At 70.8% G+C, this 18,352-nt stretch carries 17 protein-coding genes; 8 read left to right on the top strand and 9 right to left on the bottom strand.

Going from position 1 to position 18,352, the window contains the following annotated elements; translation table 11 throughout:
• The first annotated feature begins 235 nt into the window (after positions 1-235).
• Positions 236-1,597: a metallophosphoesterase gene (locus ACFYPN_RS08555; protein ID WP_389297610.1), complete on the top strand. Its 1,362-nt coding sequence runs from the start codon at positions 236-238 to the stop codon at positions 1,595-1,597.
• 385 nt (positions 1,598-1,982) lie between these two features.
• A complete protein-coding gene (locus ACFYPN_RS08550) occupies positions 1,983-3,536 on the top strand; it encodes an ABC transporter substrate-binding protein (RefSeq protein WP_358758846.1) in 1,554 nt (517 codons plus the stop codon).
• Positions 3,537-3,713: 177 nt separating this feature from the next.
• Here ACFYPN_RS08550 and ACFYPN_RS08545 read toward each other — a convergent pair whose 3' ends face one another.
• From ACFYPN_RS08545 to ACFYPN_RS08535, 3 genes are all read right to left on the bottom strand, one after another.
• Positions 3,714-4,526, bottom strand: coding sequence for a TetR family transcriptional regulator (locus ACFYPN_RS08545; RefSeq protein ID WP_358758947.1), 813 nt, complete (start codon positions 4,524-4,526; stop codon positions 3,714-3,716).
• 121 nt (positions 4,527-4,647) lie between these two features.
• The gene (locus tag ACFYPN_RS08540; protein WP_358758945.1) at positions 4,648-5,088 is read right to left on the bottom strand and encodes a DCC1-like thiol-disulfide oxidoreductase family protein; all 441 of its coding nucleotides are present in this window, start codon (positions 5,086-5,088) and stop codon (positions 4,648-4,650) included.
• Between the two features lie 35 nt (positions 5,089-5,123).
• Positions 5,124-5,552, bottom strand: coding sequence for a hypothetical protein (locus tag ACFYPN_RS08535; RefSeq protein WP_358758844.1), 429 nt, complete (start codon positions 5,550-5,552; stop codon positions 5,124-5,126).
• Positions 5,553-5,990: 438 nt separating this feature from the next.
• Between ACFYPN_RS08535 and ACFYPN_RS08530 the strand changes: the two genes are divergently transcribed.
• The gene (locus ACFYPN_RS08530) at positions 5,991-6,506 is read left to right on the top strand and encodes a MarR family transcriptional regulator (protein WP_358758842.1); all 516 of its coding nucleotides are present in this window, start codon (positions 5,991-5,993) and stop codon (positions 6,504-6,506) included.
• Between the two features lie 34 nt (positions 6,507-6,540).
• Here ACFYPN_RS08530 and ACFYPN_RS08525 read toward each other — a convergent pair whose 3' ends face one another.
• The 6 genes from ACFYPN_RS08525 to ACFYPN_RS08500 all read right to left on the bottom strand — a co-directional run bounded on the left by ACFYPN_RS08525 (position 6,541) and on the right by ACFYPN_RS08500 (position 11,513).
• Complete coding sequence (locus tag ACFYPN_RS08525) at positions 6,541-7,131, bottom strand: hypothetical protein (RefSeq protein WP_358758840.1); 591 nt, start codon at positions 7,129-7,131, stop codon at positions 6,541-6,543.
• Positions 7,132-7,262: 131 nt separating this feature from the next.
• On the bottom strand, positions 7,263-8,030 hold the full coding sequence (locus ACFYPN_RS08520; RefSeq protein WP_358758838.1) for a succinate dehydrogenase iron-sulfur subunit: 768 nt from the start codon (positions 8,028-8,030) through the stop codon (positions 7,263-7,265).
• The gene (gene sdhA / locus ACFYPN_RS08515; RefSeq protein WP_358758836.1) at positions 8,030-9,790 is read right to left on the bottom strand and encodes a succinate dehydrogenase flavoprotein subunit; all 1,761 of its coding nucleotides are present in this window, start codon (positions 9,788-9,790) and stop codon (positions 8,030-8,032) included. The genes ACFYPN_RS08520 and sdhA overlap by 1 nt, the downstream gene beginning before the upstream one ends.
• 29 nt (positions 9,791-9,819) lie before the next feature.
• Positions 9,820-10,296 carry a succinate dehydrogenase hydrophobic membrane anchor subunit gene (locus ACFYPN_RS08510; RefSeq protein ID WP_358758835.1) on the bottom strand — a complete coding sequence of 159 codons (477 nt, stop codon included), beginning with the start codon at positions 10,294-10,296 and terminating at the stop codon, positions 9,820-9,822.
• Positions 10,297-10,301: 5 nt separating this feature from the next.
• A complete protein-coding gene (gene sdhC, locus ACFYPN_RS08505; RefSeq protein ID WP_328719770.1) occupies positions 10,302-10,682 on the bottom strand; it encodes a succinate dehydrogenase, cytochrome b556 subunit in 381 nt (126 codons plus the stop codon).
• A 135-nt stretch (positions 10,683-10,817) separates the two neighbouring features.
• A complete protein-coding gene (locus tag ACFYPN_RS08500; protein ID WP_358758833.1) occupies positions 10,818-11,513 on the bottom strand; it encodes a 2-oxo-4-hydroxy-4-carboxy-5-ureidoimidazoline decarboxylase in 696 nt (231 codons plus the stop codon).
• A gap of 383 nt (positions 11,514-11,896) precedes the next feature.
• Here ACFYPN_RS08500 and ACFYPN_RS08495 point away from each other — a divergent pair, with 383 nt between their 5' ends.
• The 5 genes from ACFYPN_RS08495 to ACFYPN_RS08475 all read left to right on the top strand — a co-directional run bounded on the left by ACFYPN_RS08495 (position 11,897) and on the right by ACFYPN_RS08475 (position 18,128).
• Positions 11,897-13,498, top strand: a complete 1,602-nt coding sequence (locus ACFYPN_RS08495) for a glycoside hydrolase family 20 protein (RefSeq protein ID WP_358758831.1) — start codon at positions 11,897-11,899, stop codon at positions 13,496-13,498.
• Between the two features lie 324 nt (positions 13,499-13,822).
• Complete coding sequence (locus tag ACFYPN_RS08490; RefSeq protein WP_358758943.1) at positions 13,823-14,539, top strand: hypothetical protein; 717 nt, start codon at positions 13,823-13,825, stop codon at positions 14,537-14,539.
• Between the two features lie 370 nt (positions 14,540-14,909).
• Positions 14,910-15,326, top strand: a complete 417-nt coding sequence (locus tag ACFYPN_RS08485; RefSeq protein WP_358758829.1) for a hypothetical protein — start codon at positions 14,910-14,912, stop codon at positions 15,324-15,326.
• 731 nt (positions 15,327-16,057) lie between these two features.
• Complete coding sequence (locus ACFYPN_RS08480; protein ID WP_389297383.1) at positions 16,058-16,774, top strand: RNA polymerase sigma factor; 717 nt, start codon at positions 16,058-16,060, stop codon at positions 16,772-16,774.
• 34 nt (positions 16,775-16,808) lie between these two features.
• Positions 16,809-18,128 carry a hypothetical protein gene (locus tag ACFYPN_RS08475; RefSeq protein ID WP_389297381.1) on the top strand — a complete coding sequence of 440 codons (1,320 nt, stop codon included), beginning with the start codon at positions 16,809-16,811 and terminating at the stop codon, positions 18,126-18,128.
• Positions 18,129-18,352: the final 224 nt, after the last annotated feature.

Below are 18,352 nucleotides of genomic sequence, written 5' to 3'. Positions count from 1 at the left end.
CCTGGATGGGGTGCCCCGCGACGCCGTCGGACCACCCGATACAGACCCCAGGGCCTGTACGGAGTTGCCCCGCGGCGTCGCGGGGCGGGGCAAACTCCCGGCCGCCTCGCGGTCACACGCCCCGGCCCCCACTCCGCACGGGGACGGACGCGGCCGATCGCGGCACTACCATGCGCGGGTACGGACCGTGCGGAGGGCGAGCGCGGCGACATGGGGCGGGGGAGTACCGGTGGTCGTGGTCTTTGCGGTGGTTCTGATCGTGGTGCTGGCGTTGCTCGCCGGCGTGCACCGCTACCTCTGGCGCCGCTTCGTCGGCGACACCACCGCCCCGGGCACCACGCTCAGGCGCCTGGGCACGGTGGCCGCCTTCGTGCTGCCGGTGCTCAGCGTCGGCGCCCTGGTCGCCGGCCAGGCCGGTGCGCCCTTCTGGCTGCAGCAGGTGCTCGCCTGGCCCGGGTACCTCTGGCTCGCCTGCCTGCTCTACCTGACGCTCGCGCTGCTCGTGGGCGAGGCGGTTCGCCCGCTCCTCCACCGGGTGCTCCACCGCCGTCGCCCGGAGCCCGCGGCGGGGGGAGCGGCCGGGAACGCGGCCGGCGGCACCGACCCGGCCGGCGAGGACCGCAGTCACGGAAGCACCGACGCCCTCGTGCCGTCCGGCGCCCCGGCCCGTACGGCACCGGAAACTGCCGCTCCAGCAGTGGCTGCTCCCACGTCCTCGCCCCCCACCTCCGCGTCCCCCACCTCCGCGTCCCCTGCCCCCGCGGGTCCCGGCCCCTCGCGGCGCCTCTTCGTCGCGCGGGCGGTCGGCGGCGCGGCGGCCGTCGCCGGGTTCGGCACGGTCGGGTACGGCACCTACGGCGTGCTGCGCGGCCCCCGCACCAAGCGGATCACCGTGCCGCTGGCCAAACTGCCGCGCTCGGCGCACGGGTTCAGGATCGCGGTCGTCAGCGACATCCACCTCGGCCCGATCCTCGGCCACGCCCACACCCGGCGGGTGGTCGACTCGATCAACGCGACCCGGCCCGACCTGATCGCGGTCGTCGGTGATCTGGTGGACGGTTCGGTCGCGGATCTCGGTCACGCCGCCGAGCCCCTGGCGGACCTGGAAGCCCGGTACGGCAGCTTCTTCGTCACCGGAAACCACGAGTACTTCTCCGGGGCCGCCGAGTGGGTCGACCACGTACGCGAACTGGGGTTGCACCCGCTGGAGAACGCCCGGGTGGAGATCGACGGCTTCGACCTGGCCGGAGTCAACGACGTGGCCGGGGAGAGCGAGGGGCAGGGGCCCGACTTCGACCGCGCGCTCGGCGACCGGGACCCGGCGCGGGCCGCCGTCCTCATGGCCCATCAGCCCATCGTCATCGACGACGCCGTCGCGCACGGGGTGGACCTCCAGCTCTCCGGCCACACCCACGGCGGTCAGCTCTGGCCCGGCAACCTGGTGGCGGAACTCGCCAACCCGACCGTCGCCGGGCTCGAACGGTACGGGGACACCCAGCTCTATGTCTCGCGCGGCGCGGGCGCCTGGGGGCCGCCGGTCCGCGTGGGAGCGCCCTCCGACATCACCGTCGTGGAACTGGCCTCCCGGCAGGCCTGATCCGCCCCTTTTCGGTTCATCTCTCCGGTGTGCGCACCCGGTGGGGCTTTTCCTGTTCTTCCGACAGGATTTCGCAGGCTTTTCGCACGCTCTCCTCCTGCGACCGGACCCTTCGACAGAAAGTCGATATGACGATTTGTCAGCACCCTCACCGCGCCCGGTCCGCACCCCGTTTTCGTCACCCTGCGTGACCGGTGTCCCACTCAATGGACAGGTGTGCCGGGCCTCTTGACGACTTGAGGTTCAAGGGTCAATCAAAAGCCCGTCACTCACCCATTTGGGGTTCCAGATGCGAAAATCGTGTGATTGAGTGAGCACGAACATGCGGTGATGTGTGCGTATGCGTACATGGACCGCGGCGGGGCTGGTAAGGGAGAGCACGGCAATGCGTTCGATCCGGGTACGGATTCTTGCGATATGTGCGGTACTGATCATCGCAGGGGTCGGGGCCTGGCAGCTTCTCCCCTCCGGTGAGGCGGGTGGCAAGCCGATTACTGTGGGTACTGTCGACGAGGTCACCTCGCTCGACCCGGCAGGTGCGTACGACGCGGGATCCTGGTCCCTCTTCAGCAACCTGTACCAGACTCTGATGACTTTCAAGTCCGGAGCAATCGTGCCCGAGCCGGATGCCGCGGAGAGCTGTCAGTTCATCGGTCAGAAGCTCACGACGTACCGCTGCAAGCTGCGGGACGACCTGACCTTCTCCAACGGTCACAAGATCACGGCGAAGGACGTCAAGTACTCCTTCGACCGGTTGATGAAGATCAACTCGGACGTCGGTCCGGCGATCCTCTTCCCCAGTCTGCGGAACGTGGTGACCGAGGGCCGCGACATCACCTTCAACCTGTCCGCCCGTGACGCCACCTTCCCGGCGAAGCTCGCCACCGGCGCGGGCGCGATCGTCGACCCGGCTGCGTACCCGAAGGACAAGCTCCGCACGGACAACAAGGTGGACGGCTCCGGGCCGTACGTCCTCAAGTCCTACGAGGCCGGCGCCAAGGCGTCGATGACGCCCAACACCAGCTACCGCGGCGCGATCAAGGCCGTCAACGCGGCGATCGACGTCCAGTACTACGATTCCTCCGACAAGCTGCTCGCCGCCTGGAAGGCGGGCGACCTCGACGTGACGCACCGCCAGCTGCCGCCGGCCGAGATCGCCAAGATCAACCCGGCCGACCCGAACGTCCAGATCACCGAGATGGACAGCGCCGAGATCCGCAACCTCGTCTTCAACGTCCGTGAGGGCTCGACGTTCTCGGACAAGCGCATCCGGCAGGCCGTCGCCTGGATCATCGACCGCGGGCCGCTGGTGAGCGACGTCTACGACTCCACGGTCGAGCCGCTCTACTCGCTGATCCCGCAGGGCTTCATCGGCCACTCGACGCCGTTCTTCGACACCTACCCGCAGCCCGACGCGGACCAGGCCAGGAAGCTGCTGCAGGAGGCCGGGGTCCAGATTCCCGTGCCGATCACGTTCGCGTTCCGTCCGGACGGCTCGACCACGGCGGAGTCCGCCGAGATCAAGCGCCAGCTGGAGGCGGACGGGCTCTTCAAGGTCACGGTGAAGGAAGTGGAGTGGCAGGCGTTCCAGAAGGGCTACGCGGCCGGTAAGTACGACGCGTACACCGTCGGCTGGCTCCCCGACTTCCCGGACCCCGACACCTTCGGCCAGCCGCTCGTCGGCTCCGACAACAGCCTCCACAACGGCTACTCCAACGCCAAGCTGGACGGGCTCGTCACCGACACCCAGCAGTTCGAGGACCGCAGCCGCACCTCGAACGACTTCAAGACGATCCAGGAGATCGTCGGTGACGACGTCCCCCTGGTCCCGCTGTGGCAGAAGAAGGACTACGTCATCGCGAAGACCGGGATCTCCGGTTCGCAGTACCTCTCCGACGGCACCGGTCTCTGGCGCCTCTGGGAGCTGAAGCGGATCTGATCCGCCGGTACTTCGCACAGCGCCTGCGACGACGGCCCGCCCGCGGAAGGGATTCCGCGGGCGGGCCGTCGTCATGCGTACGCGTGCCCTGCGTACGCGTGCCCTGCGTACGCGTGCCCTGCGTACGCGTGCCCTGCGTACGGGTGTCCTGACCGTCTCGCGTCGCGGGCGACCCCGTCAGCTCTTCTTGTGCGCCACGGCCGCCGAGGCCATCCCCGGCAGGAAGTCCGTGAACAGCTCGTGCACCTCGCGGACGAGTGGGCGCAGCACCCGGAAGCGGGCGAGAGCGACGCCCCGGGTGGTGAGCCGGGCGCCCCGGAGGGCGAGGCGGCGGGTGCGTTCGCGGTCCGGGGTGCGGTCGAAGACCCAGTAGAGGACCAGGCCCATCTGGGAGAGCCACATCAGCTCGGGCAGGGCGTCCGCCAGTTCGTCGGGGACCTTCGCCTTCGAGCCCGCCAGCACCTCGCGGTGCAGGGCGATGGCCGCCTCGCGGGCGGGTTCCGACTCGGCGGAGAAGGGGCTGAGCGGGCTGTCCGGGTCGGCCGCGTTCTTGAAGAACTGCGCCGCGAACTCGTGGTACGGCTTAGCGACGTCGAGCCACGCGGTCAGGACGCCCGCGAGGCGGGCCTCCAGATCGGTCTCCCGGTCCAGCACGATCCGGGCGGCGGCCCGGTGCTCCGCGCCGATGCGGTCGTAGAAGCCCTGGACGAGGTGTTCCTTGCCGGCGAAGTAGTAGTACGCGTTGCCGACCGAGACGCCCGCCTCCTGGGCGATGGCCCGCATGGTGGTCTTGTCGTAACCGCGTTCCTGGAAGAGCCGCAGAGCGGTCTCCAGGATGACGGTGCGGGTCTGCTCGCTCTTCGCGGAGCCCCGGCCGGCGGCCTTCTCGTCGGCGGCACCCCCGGCCTCGGCCGCCGGTGCGGGGGAACGGGTGGCGGGCGTCCCGGTGTTCCGGGCCGCCGCCCCCCGTGCCGCCCGTCCGTCCGTCATGTCCGCGCCACGCGGGGTCCGGCCGTCCGCGCTGCGACTTTCCGCGCCACGCGGGGTCTGGCCGTCCGCCGCGCCGTTCTCGTCCCTGATGTCCTTCTCGTCCTTCGCCACGGCCCCAAGGCTATCCGCCCGTCTCCGGCGCGGGGACCGCGCAGGTGCCGTCCGGGCCGCAGGGCGCGGCCGTCGCCGAGCGGTACTTCGCGGCGGCCAGCACCGACGCGCGGGCGAACGGACGGCCCGCCGGGGTGGTGAGCCAGTGAGCCTTCGGCCGGTGGTCGGCGAGGGCCCAGAGACAGACGATCCACGCCGCCGCCCCCCGGTACACCTGCCCCTGGTCGCCGACGACGGTGATCTCCTCCAGGGTCGCCGCGTGGTCCAGCGCCGGGAAGCGGCGACGGGCCTCCTCGGAGGTGGCGGGCACCAGGTCCAGCGGGACGATCTGGCGCTGCCCCAGGAGCCAGTGGCGCACGTGGACGCAGAGCGAGCACTGGGCGTCGTACAGCACGGTGAGCCGGTGGACCGCGGTCCGCGGGGCCCGGGTGTCCGCCCCCGTGGCGGGCACCCGGGCGCCGGGCGCCCCCTGGTCGGGCACCCCGCTCACTTCCCCGCGACGGGTGCCGCCCACGGGCCCTGCGGCCCGGTCCAGCCCTGCGGCGGTACCGGCGGGGTCTGCTCACGCTCCATCAGGCCCCGGCGGCGCATCCTGTTGAGGACGAAGACGTTGCCCAGGTGCATCGCGCCGAGCACCAGGAGCACGACGCCGATCTTCGGCGAGAGCGCGTCGAAGAGTTCGCGGGCGTCGGCGATGTCGTCGGTGTTGCGCAGGTAGAGCGTCACGAAGCCCAGGTTCACCAGGTAGAAGCCGACCACCAGCAGGTGGTTCACGGCGTCGGCGAGCTTCTCGTTGCCCCGCAGGACGTCCGCGATGAAGATGCGGCCGTTGCGGCTCAGCGTGCGCGCCACCCAGACGGTGAGCGCCACGCTGACGATCAGATAGATGACGTACGCGACTACGGTGAGGTCCATGCCCCAGCCCCCTTGAACGTGTTCAAAACCCGATGTCATGGACTGTAGACCTCTTCTTGAACATGTTCAAGAAGAGGTCTGGGGGTGTGGGGCCCGCCCCTGGGCCGCCACCGGCTTGGGGGCGGTTCCGGGGTCCCGTACGCCCGCCCCGGGATCGCCGACATCGCCGAGGCGCCCCGGACCGGCCCGAGGTGCCGAGGCCGGGGGGGGAAGCCCGTACGGGGTGAGGGGCGCTCAGGCGGGCGCGGAGCGGCCGGTGGAGGGCGGTGAAGGGTGGCGGTGGACGGCGCGAAGGCGCGGTGGCGCGGGCGAGGAGGCGGCAGGTGCACAACCTGTTTCGAATGCGAATAATTCGCCGACGAAATAAGGTGGTTCGGTGTGATTCCTTGGAGGCATCCGCGGTGAAAGGGCTTGCCCGCACGGGCGTACCATTCCGCCATGCAGCCACGCGACCGGGTCGACAGCCACATAGAGCGGTGGAAGCCGGTGCTTCCCGGACTCGATCCCCACGTCGAGGGGGCGGTGACCCGGATGCAGAAGATCACCGCACATCTGCGCAGGGTGCGGCAGCAGTCTCTCGTCCATGCCGACCTGGACCGCCCGGAGTTCGAGACCCTCCACGAGCTGGCCGGCCGCGGCGGCGCCGCCGCCCCCTCCGAACTGGCCGCCGCCCTCGACCTGGCGCCCGCCTCCGTCACCGGGCGGCTCGACGTGCTGGAGGGTCGCGGCTATGTGCGCCGCACCCCCTCCACCACCGACCGGCGCCGGGTCGTCGTGGAGCTCACCGAGGCCGGCCGGGCCACCTGGACGGGCACCATGGACTACCTCGGCCACGAGGAGACCCGGTTGATCGACGTCCTGGACACCGAGGAGCGCGCCCAGCTCAACTCCCTGCTCCGGCGCGTCCTGTTGGCCGCCGAGCTCGGCCCGGAACCGGAGGCCCCCCGCGCCTGAGCGGTGGCACGGGGCCACCGGATGCAGGCCAGGCTCAGACGCTCATCGAGCGCGCGGTGTTGACCTGTGCCATGACCATGGGGAACGTGTTCGCGTCCCTCGCCGGGATCATCGTCGAATGGTGACGGCCGCCGCTGGTCACCGTCACCTGGACGAAGCCGGTCGTCCTCTTCTCCTTCATCAGGAGGAAGAGCAGACCCACCAGGCAGAGCAGCGCGAAGATGATCGCCAGCACGATCGCCACCGTGGGGATCTTCTCCTCGGTGCGGGACATGTCCGTCGCCGTCCACACCGCGCCCTTGAGGGGCATCGTCCCGGACGGGGTGACGACCGAGTCGTTCATGACGGCGATGTCGCCGATGCTCAGCATCGGCCCGCCACCGTAACCCTGGTGCGGGACAGGGAAGTTGCCGCCCAGCGTCGGCTGCTGTTCCGGCCCCGGGTAGCCGTAACCCGGCCCCTGCTGGGCCGCCGAGTCGGGCAGCTGCTGCGGATAGCCGTACGCCGGCGGCCCGCCCGCCGGGTAGCCGTACCCCTGACCGTCCGCCACCGTGGGCGGGTTGGCCGGTTGCTGGGGCGGGCCCCACTTGTAGGCGTCGTCCGCGTAAGGATTCGGCTCGCTCACCACGTTCCCCGTTCGTTCGTCCGGTACTGCGCACATGACCGTACCGTTCCGGACCGGCGGGCGCAGCAAGAGGCCCCGTCCACCGCCGCTTTCGCGTGCGGTGGACGGGGCCTCCCGTCGGACCGGCCGGGTCAGAAGCGACGCGTGATCAGCGCGCGCTTCACTTCCTGGATGGCCTTGGTGACCTCGATGCCACGGGGGCAGGCGTCCGTGCAGTTGAACGTCGTACGGCAACGCCACACGCCGTCACGGTCGTTGAGGATCTCCAGCCGCTGCTCGCCGGCCTCGTCGCGCGAGTCGAAGATGAAGCGGTGCGCGTTGACGATCGCCGCCGGGCCGAAGTACTGGCCGTCGTTCCAGAACACCGGGCACGAGGACGTGCACGCGGCGCAGAGGATGCACTTGGTGGTGTCGTCGAAGCGCTCGCGGTCCTCGGCGGACTGCAGACGCTCGCGGGTCGGCTCGTTCCCCTTGGTGATGAGGAAGGGCATGACGTCGCGGTACGCCTGGAAGAACGGGTCCATGTCGACCACGAGGTCCTTGAGGACCGTGAGGCCCTTGATGGCCTCGACCGTGATCGGCTTCTCCGGGTTGATGTCCTTGATCAGCGTCTTGCAGGCGAGCCTGTTCTTGCCGTTGATCCGCATCGCGTCGGAGCCGCAGATGCCGTGCGCGCAGGAACGGCGGAACGTCAGGGTGCCGTCCAGCTCCCACTTGATCTTGTGAAGGGCGTCGAGCACACGCTCCTTCGGGTCGATCTCGATCTGGAAGTCCTGCCAGACCGCGTCCTCGGAGACCTCCGGGTTGAAGCGGCGGATCCGGATCGTGGCAGTGATGTACGGGGTGTCGGCGAAGCCCGGCTCGGGGGCGCTCGTCTTCTCCAGGGTCGGGGTAGCCATCAGTACTTACGCTCCATCGGCTGGTAGCGGGTCTGGACGACCGGCTTGTAGTCGAGCCGGATCGACTCGGTGCCGTCGGCCGCGACCTCGCGGTACGCCATGGTGTGGCGCATGAAGTTGACGTCGTCGCGGTTCGGGAAGTCCTCGCGGTAGTGACCGCCGCGGGACTCCTTGCGGGCCAGCGCGGAGGTCGCCATGACCTCGGCCAGTTCGAGCAGGTTGCCCAGCTCGACGGCCTCCAGCAGGTCCGTGTTGAACCGCTTGCCCTTGTCCTGGATGGACACGTTCAGGTAGCGCTTGCGCAGCTCGGCGATCTTGTCGACGGCCGTCTTGATCGTCTGCTCGGTGCGGAACACCATCACGTTGGCGTCCATGCACTCCTGGAGCTCCAGCCGGATCTCCGAGACGCGCTCGGTACCCGTGGAGTTCCGCAGGCGCTCGACCTGGTCCACGACCATCTGCGCCGGGTTCTCGGGAAGCGCGACGAAGTCGTTCGCCGCCGAGTACTCGGCCGCGGCGATGCCCGACCGGCGCCCGAAGACGTTGATGTCGAGCAGCGAGTTGGTGCCCAGACGGTTGGCACCGTGCACGGACACGCACGCGACCTCGCCGGCCGCGTAGAGGCCCGGGACGACGGTCGTGTTGTCCGCGAGCACCTCGCCCATGACGTTGGTCGGGATGCCGCCCATGGCGTAGTGCGCGGTCGGCTGGATCGGGATCGGGTCCGTGTAGGGCTCGATGCCGAGGTACGTACGCGCGAACTCCGTGATGTCCGGGAGCTTCGCGTCCAGCTGCTCCGGCGGGAGGTGCGTGAGGTCGAGGTAGACGTGGTCGCCCTCGGGACCACAGCCGCGGCCCTCACGGATCTCCGTGTAGATGGAGCGGGACACGACGTCGCGGGAGGCGAGGTCCTTCATGACCGGCGCGTACTTCTCCATGAAGCGCTCGCCGTCCTTGTTGCGGAGGATGCCGCCCTCACCGCGGGCGCCCTCCGTCAGCAGGATGCCCATGCGCCAGATGCCCGTCGGGTGGAACTGGAAGAACTCCATGTCCTCCAGCGGCAGCCCGCGACGCCACGCCGCGGCCTGGCCGTCACCGGTCAGGGTGTGGGCGTTCGACGTCACCTTGAAGAACTTGCCGGTACCGCCGGAGGCGAAGATGATCGCCTTCGCCTGGAAGACGTGGATCTCGCCGGTGGCGAGCTCGTACGCGACGACGCCCGCGGACTTCTTCACGCCGGTCTGGGGGTCCTCCTGGAGCAGGAGGTCCAGGACGTAGAACTCGTTGAAGAACTCCACACCCTCCTTGACGCAGTTCTGGTACAGCGTCTGGAGGATCATGTGGCCCGTACGGTCCGAGGCGTAGCAGGACCGGCGGACGGGGGCCTCACCGTGGCTGCGGGTGTGCCCGCCGAAGCGGCGCTGGTCGATACGGCCCTCGGGCGTGCGGTTGAACGGCAGGCCCATCTTCTCCAGGTCGAGGACGGCGTCGATGGCCTCCTTCGCCAGGATCTCGGCGGCGTCCTGGTCGACCAGGTAGTCGCCGCCCTTGATCGTGTCGAAGGTGTGCCACTCCCAGTTGTCCTCCTCCACGTTCGCCAGCGCGGCGGCCATGCCGCCCTGCGCGGCACCCGTGTGGGAGCGGGTGGGGTAGAGCTTGGTCAGCACAGCGGTGCGGCTGCGCTTCGTGGACTCGATGGCCGCGCGCATACCGGCGCCGCCGGCACCGACGATGACGGTGTCGTACTTGTGGATCTGCATGATTTCCTCTGGTCCCTCTGGCCCGGTGCCTAGCGGATGTTCGGGTCGAAGGTGAAGATCACCAGCGTGCCCAGCAGCACGGTGAAGACCGTGGCGGTGTACAGGAGCATCTTGAGCCAGAAGCGGGTGTTCGCCCGTTCGGCGTAGTCGTTGATGACCGTACGGAGCCCGTTGGAGCCGTGGAGCATGGCGAGCCAGAGCATCGCCAGGTCCCAGACCTGCCAGAACGGCGAAGCCCAGCGGCCCGCCACGAAGGCGAAGCCGATCTTGGACACGCCGCCGTCGAGCACCAGCTGGATCAGCAGGTGACCGATGACGAGGACGACCAGCACGATGCCCGACAGGCGCATGAAGAGCCAGGCGTACATTTCGAAATTGCCGCGCGTCGACTTCGGCGTCTTGCCGGTCCGCTTGCGCGGGGGCTCGATCACCGGGGCCGGGTGGTCGACGTCGTACAGGCTCACGCCTTCGACGTCACCGATCGCGGGGGAGGTCTCGGTCGACATGGGCCTCAGCTCCCGAAGATTTCACGTACGGCGTGACCGAGGACGGGGTACAGGGCCCCGACCATCAGCACGATCCAGATACCCAGCACGGTCCAGAGCATCTGCTTCTGGAAGCGCGGTCCCTTGGACCAGAAGTCCACGGCGACGATCCGCAGACCGTTCAGCGCGTGGAACAGGATGGCGGCGACCAAGCCGTACTCGAGGAGCGCGACGAGCGGGGTCTTGTAGGTGTTGACGACGTCGTCGTACGCCTCGGGGGAGACACGCACGAGAGCGGTGTCCAGGACGTGTACGAACAGGAAGAAGAAAATGAGGACACCGGTGACTCGATGAGCCACCCAGGACCACATGCCTTCCCGGCCGCGGTACAGCGTTCCAGCCGGCACGGAAGAACCCTCCGGGAGCGGGGATTGGGGTCGGCCGGCTTGACTGTCGGTCTGACCCGGCCGGGTACGGTCCACCGGCCCCGGCCATGGTAGCGACGCTTTGTCGGTTCGTTCGCGCCGGGGGCCCAGCTGTGATCAAAGAGGCAATCGATCAGCCACGGACGGGCTAGACGTTTCCCGGCCCGGGACCGTGTCCGAGGAGGGCCCCGACACCAGCTCGATGATGCGTCCCCGGGCGAGCCTCCGCATCTCCTCCGCCGTGATCGAGCGCTCCTCGTCCGGGTCGTGGGCGAGCCGGGCCCTGATGCCGGCGAGCAACTCGTCCACCTGCCGGGAGGGCCGGTGGCCGTCCAGGCAGATCACGAAGGCGTGCCCGAACTTCGCCACGTACGCCGCGTGCGCCGCGTGCAGCGCCAGACGCGCCGCGTGGGGCGCGTCCTCGCGCAGCGAGGGAGCCGACTCGCCGGCGAGCGCCTCGGTGACGTCCGTGGGAGACAGGTCGTACCCCGCTTCGTCCGAGGCGGCGAGTAACGAGTCCAGATCGGGATACGGCCGGTGCGAGGCCATGCGGTGCGCCCAACGGGTGCTGCCGCAGCACTCCAGCAGGGCGGCCTCCGCCACCGCGGCCGGGGCCGCGTTGAACCGGGCGAGGCCGCGGGAGCCGGTGAGGCCCGCGGATCCGGTGGGGCTCGCGGGGCCGGTGGGGCTCGCGGGTTCGGTGAGGCCTGCGGGGCCGGTGGGCGGGAGGCATGCCGGGGCGGAGACGGTCGGGGGTGTGGGCGCGGGGACGCGGTCGCGGACGGGACGGGCCGTCCGGCCGGTCTGCCGCACCTGCTCCGGCAGACCGGTGGTGGGCTCGCTGGACCTGGACAGCGTGAACTCCTCGGACGAATGAACCTCCTGACCCTGGAGAGGGGGTCCGAAGGCAGCGAGGTCGTACGGGGGACGAAAGTGAAGGGAGTGGCGTATGTGCCGCAACGGTAGCGAGAACAGGCGACACCCGTCCGGCGGAACCCAAAAAACCACTCGAACGAAAGAGTTGCGGAACGTTTGACTGACGGCTCGTCCAGTTGCCCGATCGCTCGATCGGGCTAAATGCGGCTCATTGGACGGTTTGCCTGGTCCGGCGCGCGTATCTCTGCGGCGTGCGTCTCTCCTTCACTCCCCTCACGCCCTGCCCTCCACGCCCCCCACGCCCCGGAGGTTTCCATCCCATGTTCCCCCCACGCGGCGCCCTCCTCACCGGCGCGGCCCTCACCGCCGCAGCGCTCGCCCTCGTCTCCTGCGGTTCGGGTGACGACGGCGGCTCCCGGTCCACCGGGGACGCCGCCTCGTCGACGTCGGCCGACGCCCCCTCCCCGTCGCCCACCCGCACGTACCCCCTCTCCGCGGCGCCCCGCACCATCCCGGCCGTACGCGAACACACCGCCGCACGAGGCCCCGGCTGGAAACCCGCCTCCTCCGGCGGGGTGGCCCTCGCGGACGGCAGCGGGGCACTCGCCGACGAGGCCCGGCTGCTCGCCGAGGAGCTGCGGCTGCACTATCGGGGTGAGGCGGCCCCCCGTACGGGTGACGTGGAGCTCTCCCTGGACAAGGGAGCGAAGGGTGGCGCCGAGTCGTACACCCTCACCGCGCGGGACGGTCGGGTGACCATCAGCGGACCCGGCGAGGCCGGCGTCTTCTGGGGTACCCGCACCCTCAAGCAGGCGGTCGCCGCCGACGGCACCTTCCCCGAGGGCGTCGTCAACGACCGACCGGACCGCCCGCAGCGGGGCCTCAACCTGGACATCGCGCGCAAGCCGTACAGCGTCGCCTGGATCGAGAACCGGCTCCGCGAGATGGCCGACCTCAAGATGAACCAGCTCGGCCTGCACTTCTCCGACGACCAGGCGTTCCGCATCGAGTCCCGCTCCCACCCCGAAGTGGTCTCCCCGGACCACCTGAGCCAGGCGCAGGTGAAGCAGATCCTGGCGCTGGCCAGGAGCCTGCACATCGAGGTGATCCCCGAGATCGACTCGCCCGGTCACCTCGGAGCCGTACTCCGGGCCCACCCCGACCTCCAGCTCCGCAGCGTCTCCGGGACGGCGTCCAACGGGTCCCTCGACATCTCGAAGCCGGGGGCGGCGAAGCTGATCGACGAACTGCTGGAGGAGTTCACCGGCCTCTTCGGCGGGAAGTTCTGGCACCTGGGCGCCGACGAGTACCAGGCGCTCACCGTCCAGGACCCCCCGGCCTCGTACCCGCAGCTCCTCGCCGCCGCCCAGCGGAGGTACGGCGACGGCGCCACCATCGAGGACCTCGCCACCGGCTGGCTCAACGACCGCGCTGCCGTCGTCCGCCCGAAGGGGATGACCGCGAAGGCGTGGAACGACGGCCTCTTCAGTGGCGGCACCGTGCAGGCGGACAAGCGGATCGAGATCGAGTACTGGACGGGCAAGGAGATCGGCGCCCGTGAACCGGAGGCGTACCTGAGCGAGGGGCGCCCGGTGGTGAACCTCAACGACGAGTTCCTCTACTACGTACTCGGCGAACCGAACACCTTCGTCTACCCGACCGGGAAGCGGATCTACGAGCAGTGGACCCCGCTCGTGCTGCGCGGCACCCAGCCGGTCCCGGCCACGTACTCCGGCCAGATCCTGGGCGGCCGGTTCGCGGTCTGGGGCGACTTTCCGAACGCCCAGACGCAGGCGCAGGTGGCCGAGGGCATCCGCCTGCCGCTGCGGGCCACCGCGCAGAAGCTCTGGGTACCGGGGAAGCCGGCGCTGAGCTGGACGGCGTTCACCGCCCTGGCCTCGGAGATCGACGGGCGGGGGTGAGGGTACGGGCGGCGGTGAGGGTACGGGCGGGGCTCGGGGAGACGGGGCGGCGGGCCTGAGGTGAGGTGACGGGGCTCCCGGGGGCAAGCGGAATCAAGCCATCCGAGGGTCGGGGCAGGCCGGCCGCCCCGGGGTCCTCCCGTTTCGCCGCCAGGTTCCTCCATCAACTTTGCGCCGAACCAGCGTCATTTTTCCTACTTTCTGGGATTGTTGTGGCGGGTGAGGCGCTCCGGCGGCGCCCATGCGCGCGTGTCCTGCCGACGTGGGGTGACGTATTCGCGCCAGATGGCGCTGTACGCGACAAAGAAGACCTGGGGGTACGTCATGAACCTGTGGGATCTCATCGCCCGCGCCGATGCGCGTGCACTGGCGGCGAGCGGCCTCGCCTGCCTCGACCGCTGTCTGCCTCCGGCCCCGGAGGGCGAGGGCCCGGAGCCGCTGCGCCCGCTCTGGGCGAGCTGCGAGGACGGCACCGCCTGGGCCGCCCGCCTCACCGCCGCGCGCGAAACCGTCGCAGCCCTGGACCTGCCGACCGGCGGGTCGGGCGGGTCCGGTGCACCTGGTGGGGCCGGTGCATCCGGTGCATCCGGTGGGGCCGCAGGTGGGTCCGGTGAGCCCGGTTCGCGGGAGCCCGCCGAACCGCTCGCGCGCATCCGTGCGGTGCTGGACGCGGCCCCGGAGACCTTCGAGGCCGGGCCCCTGCGCGCCTGGGCCGACGCCTGCTCCCTGCTCTCCCTGGAGATCCACCGACGGGCCGATAAGCCGCCCGCTCCGGACGCGGCGGGTGCGCAGGAGGGGCCGGAGAGCGGAGAACGGGAAACCCTGGAGCTGCTGAGGATCGGTTCCGCCGGGGCCGAGGCCGAAGCGGGCCCGCTCGTCACGGGCGAACTGCGCCGCCAGCGCGAGCTGCTGGAGATCCTCGCCGAGAGCGCCGGCTCGCCCGGCAGCGGGGCGGGACTGCGGCGGGCGCTCGACCACTCGACGGAGGGCCGCCGGGTGCTGCGCGCGGTGATGTCCCGCCGGGCGCGCAACCAGGCGTGAGCTGCGGCCGGGGAGGGCGGGCGGGCGTCGGGCCCGCCACACCGGGCGCGTCGGGGTGACGGGGCTGGTCGGGGTGACGGGGCTGGTCGGGGTGACGGGCTGAGAGACCCGTGGCTCGGAGGACGCCCCGGAAGAGTCCGGCGGGCGCGCAGGTTCGTCGGTGCCTCGCGTTCGTACGCGTGGACGACTGAAGCGCCTTCCGGGCGCTCGATGCGCCAGTAGGGCGGGACGACATCGTCGGGTCACTCCTATGGTCTCGCGCGATCGCTGGGCGACGGCGATGGGCTCACAGTGTGACCGTGGGCAAACGCCTCCGCTTCCGTCCTCTTGTGCAAGGGGGCGGCCTCGCACCAGCCGAAAGGTGCCAGCCATGACAGACACGCCGGGTGGTGTGCGACAGAAGGCTGCAGCCCCCCGGGACGGCGGAAGGTCAACCGATCCGACGAGGTTCATCGGCGTCCCACTCGTCCTGAGCGGGGTGCTGAGCATCCTCCAGGGGATCACCGGCATCGCCCGCGACACCCTCTACGGCGTGCCTCGGGCCTACGAGTACCGGTTCGACCTCACCGCCTGGGGGTGGATCCACCTCGTCGTCGGCGTCGCGTTGGTGCTGGGGGGCCTCGGAGTTCTGGGGGCCAGGAGTTGGGGCCGTTCGACCGGCATCGGGCTGGCCGCTGTCAGCCTGGTCACCCAGTTCATGTTCATTCCCTATTACCCCCTGTGGTCCATCAGCGTGATGACACTGGACCTCGTCGTCATCTGGGCACTGATCCGGCTCGCCGTCTGACCTGTCTGCCCCGGGCTCCCGTGGCGCCGCGAAACCGGGGGCGCCGAGACCTCCATGACCGCCGAGGCGGCACCGCTGCGCACGGCCGAGTCCAGCACGGGGAGGACGGGACGCGGGTTTTCTCCTGGAGCATGTCCACACCCGCACCCCACGCCCGCTACCGTCTGGAATCGAAATCCGGGCTCCACCCGAAAATGCCCCGCACGTACGGGAGTTGGAGTGATCCCGGTGCGGCCCCATGGGCAGATGCGTGACCCCGGCGTCGCGCAGTACGGCGCCCCGTTCTCGCTGAGCCCGTCCGCGCCTTCGGCCTGCCCGGGGAGTGCGAGACGGCCGAGCAGGTCATCGAGCAAGCTGTTCTCCTCGATGGAGCGGATCGGGCCCCGGACGACCCGCGCGGTGAGCGACCACCCGATTCTCTCCCCCCGCCCGCGGTGGCGGCAGGCGCTGGCCAGTATATTGCCTGGTCAGAAGGGGTGTGAAGGAAGACGGCCAAAGCCGCCACCCCCCACAGGAGAGGCCCCGGCCGTCTTCCACGAAGCCGCAGTGCGGCCCCGTACTCCACACAGCGTCGTGACCACGTTTTCTGTCACACCGCCAGGTGGCGCCGCTTTGTTGCGACTTGTACAAGCCATGGACGCGGCACCTGCCGAGCACGTAGCGTGCTGATCGCGCAGGGTGGCGCAGCGGCGGTGACCAGCCGCGATTCGGGACAGCAGGGCGGTTGAGGGGTGCTGGGGGACGACGCGGAGCTGACCGCCGCGGTGCTCGCGGCGCAGGGCGGGAGTGAGGAAGCTTTCCGCATTGTGTACCGCGCGGTGCAGCCGCGGCTGTTGGGGTACATACGAACGCTGGTGGGGGAAGCGGACGCGGAGGACGTGGCGTCCGAGACGTGGTTCCAGGTGGCTCGCGATCTGGAGCGTTTCAGCGGTGATGCCGACCGGTTCCGGGGATGGGCCGCCCGGATCGCGCGCAACCGGTCCCTGGATCATCTGCGGATGCGCGGCCGGCGGCCCGCGATCGGCGGTGACGAGACAGAGCTGACGGGGCGTCCGGCTGATTCGGACACCGCCGGCGAGGCCATGGAGGCCATCGACACCGACCGCGCCATGGCGCTCATAGCCCGGCTGCCGCAGGACCAGGCCGAAGCGGTGGTGCTGCGGGTGGTCGTCGGCCTCGACGCGAAGAGTGCCGCGCGGACGCTGGGGAAACGGCCCGGCGCCGTACGCACCGCCGCGCACCGCGGATTGAAGCGGCTCGCGGAGATGCTGGGAGGGGACCAGCGGGAAGCGGAACGGGCCGGTACGGTCCCTCGGGGGTCGCGGAACGACGAAACGGAGCAGGGCGCGGGGGGCCGGGACGGACCCGGGCCGGAACTCGGTGCCGTACCCGCGCAACGCCTCGGACGGGGTGGCGTGGTGGCGCCCGCGGGAGTGGTTCCGGAGTGACGCATTCGCGTCCGTGGACGCAGAAGGACATGTGATGGCCGACGAGCAGGACGAGTGGCTCGACAGGGAAGCCGCGGAGAAACTGCTCCGCGGCGAACCGGTCGTGCCTCCCGGGGCTCAGGCGCGCTCCGCCGCACGGAGCCTCGCCGAGACGCTCGGCGCGGCCCGTTCGGCGCCCCGGGCAGATGGTGAACTGGCGGGCGAAGAGGCCGCGTTGGCAGCTTTCCGGCAGGTGGGACCGGCTCGTGGGACGTCCGCTCCGGGGCGCCACCGGCGGCCCGTCGGGCCCGTCGTGGAAGCCGGTACGGCCCCGGATGCGGGCATGCTCGACCCGGTGCGGCTCGGCGCGCCGCCCTCCCCGTCCCGCGGCCGGGAGCGCCCCCGCTTCGGCCGCCCCGTGCGCATCGGCCTGGTGGCCTCACTCGCCGGCTGCGCGCTCGGCGGTGTCGCCGTCGCGGCCGGTACGGGCGCGCTCACCGGGGCGTTCGGCGGTGCGGAACACGGCCCGGCGGCCACCGTCTCGGTGGCCGCCTCACCGGACGGCTCCGCACCGGAGGCGCCCGGTACGGACGGTCCTTCCGGCACCCCGGACGGTACCGGCGACGCCTCCGGCGGAAGCGCCGGCGAAACCCCTGGCGGAACGGGCGACGCGGGTACCACCCCGGGTACCGGCGGGCCGGACGGCCGGGACGGCACCGGCGACTCCGGCGGCCGCGCGGGCGGTCACAGGGACGGGGACGGCGGCGGGGCGTCGGGCCGGGGCGCGTTCGGCGGCCCGGACGGCTCCGGAGCCTCCGGTGGTCACGGGAGCTCCGACACCGACGGTTACGCAGCTGCCGTGGAGGAGTGCGACGACTACCGGGAGGGGCACGTGGACGACCGGGAGCGGCGCCGCCTCGCCCAACTGGCACGGGGCGAGCGGAACATCGAGGCCTACTGCGCGACCCTCACGCGTTCGCACCCGGAGGATTCAGACGCGGACAACGGATCGGACGGACCGGACGGGCCGGCCTCGAACGGCGCGGGCGAAGGCTCCGGCCACGCCGGCGGCCACCCGCACGAAGGGGACCAGGACACCTACCGGCAGGGCCGGTCCTCCTCCTTCTCGCCCCGGCGCGCCCCTGCGGTCGGTCCGGCCACCGCTCGCCGCTCGGCACCGGAGTCCGGTGAGGCGGCGACCCCCGGGGCGGGAAGCCCTGCCGCCGCTCCGACGCGGAGAGCGGGGAGCGGGGGGAGAGGGAAGCACGCGGCAAGCGGGGAGAGCTCGGAGACCGAGAAGGGCTCAACGGGCGTGCGGGGCGGACGCGGTGCCCGCTCCGGGGATCCTCGATCGGCCCTCTTCGGGTGGAGCTGACCGGTCGTCCGCCGGGCAGCCCGTGTGGGACCGGTCACATCCGGCCGACATCTGTGACGTTTTTCGGCTCGGTGACGCAGTAGGAAGTGAGCCGACTGGTCATCGGCGGCGCATCGAGCCGGGGTTCCCCCCGTACCTTCGGCTCCGCGCATCGGCGCGGGCGGGACACGTTCCCCCGGTCCCGTCCGCGCCACTTCCCCTTCCCCTTTTCGCCCGACGCCCCC

This window comes from Streptomyces sp. NPDC005576, assembly GCF_042871745.1.
Lineage (GTDB): Bacteria > Actinomycetota > Actinomycetes > Streptomycetales > Streptomycetaceae > Streptomyces.
This window is presented reverse-complemented; position numbering and strand designations above follow the sequence as displayed.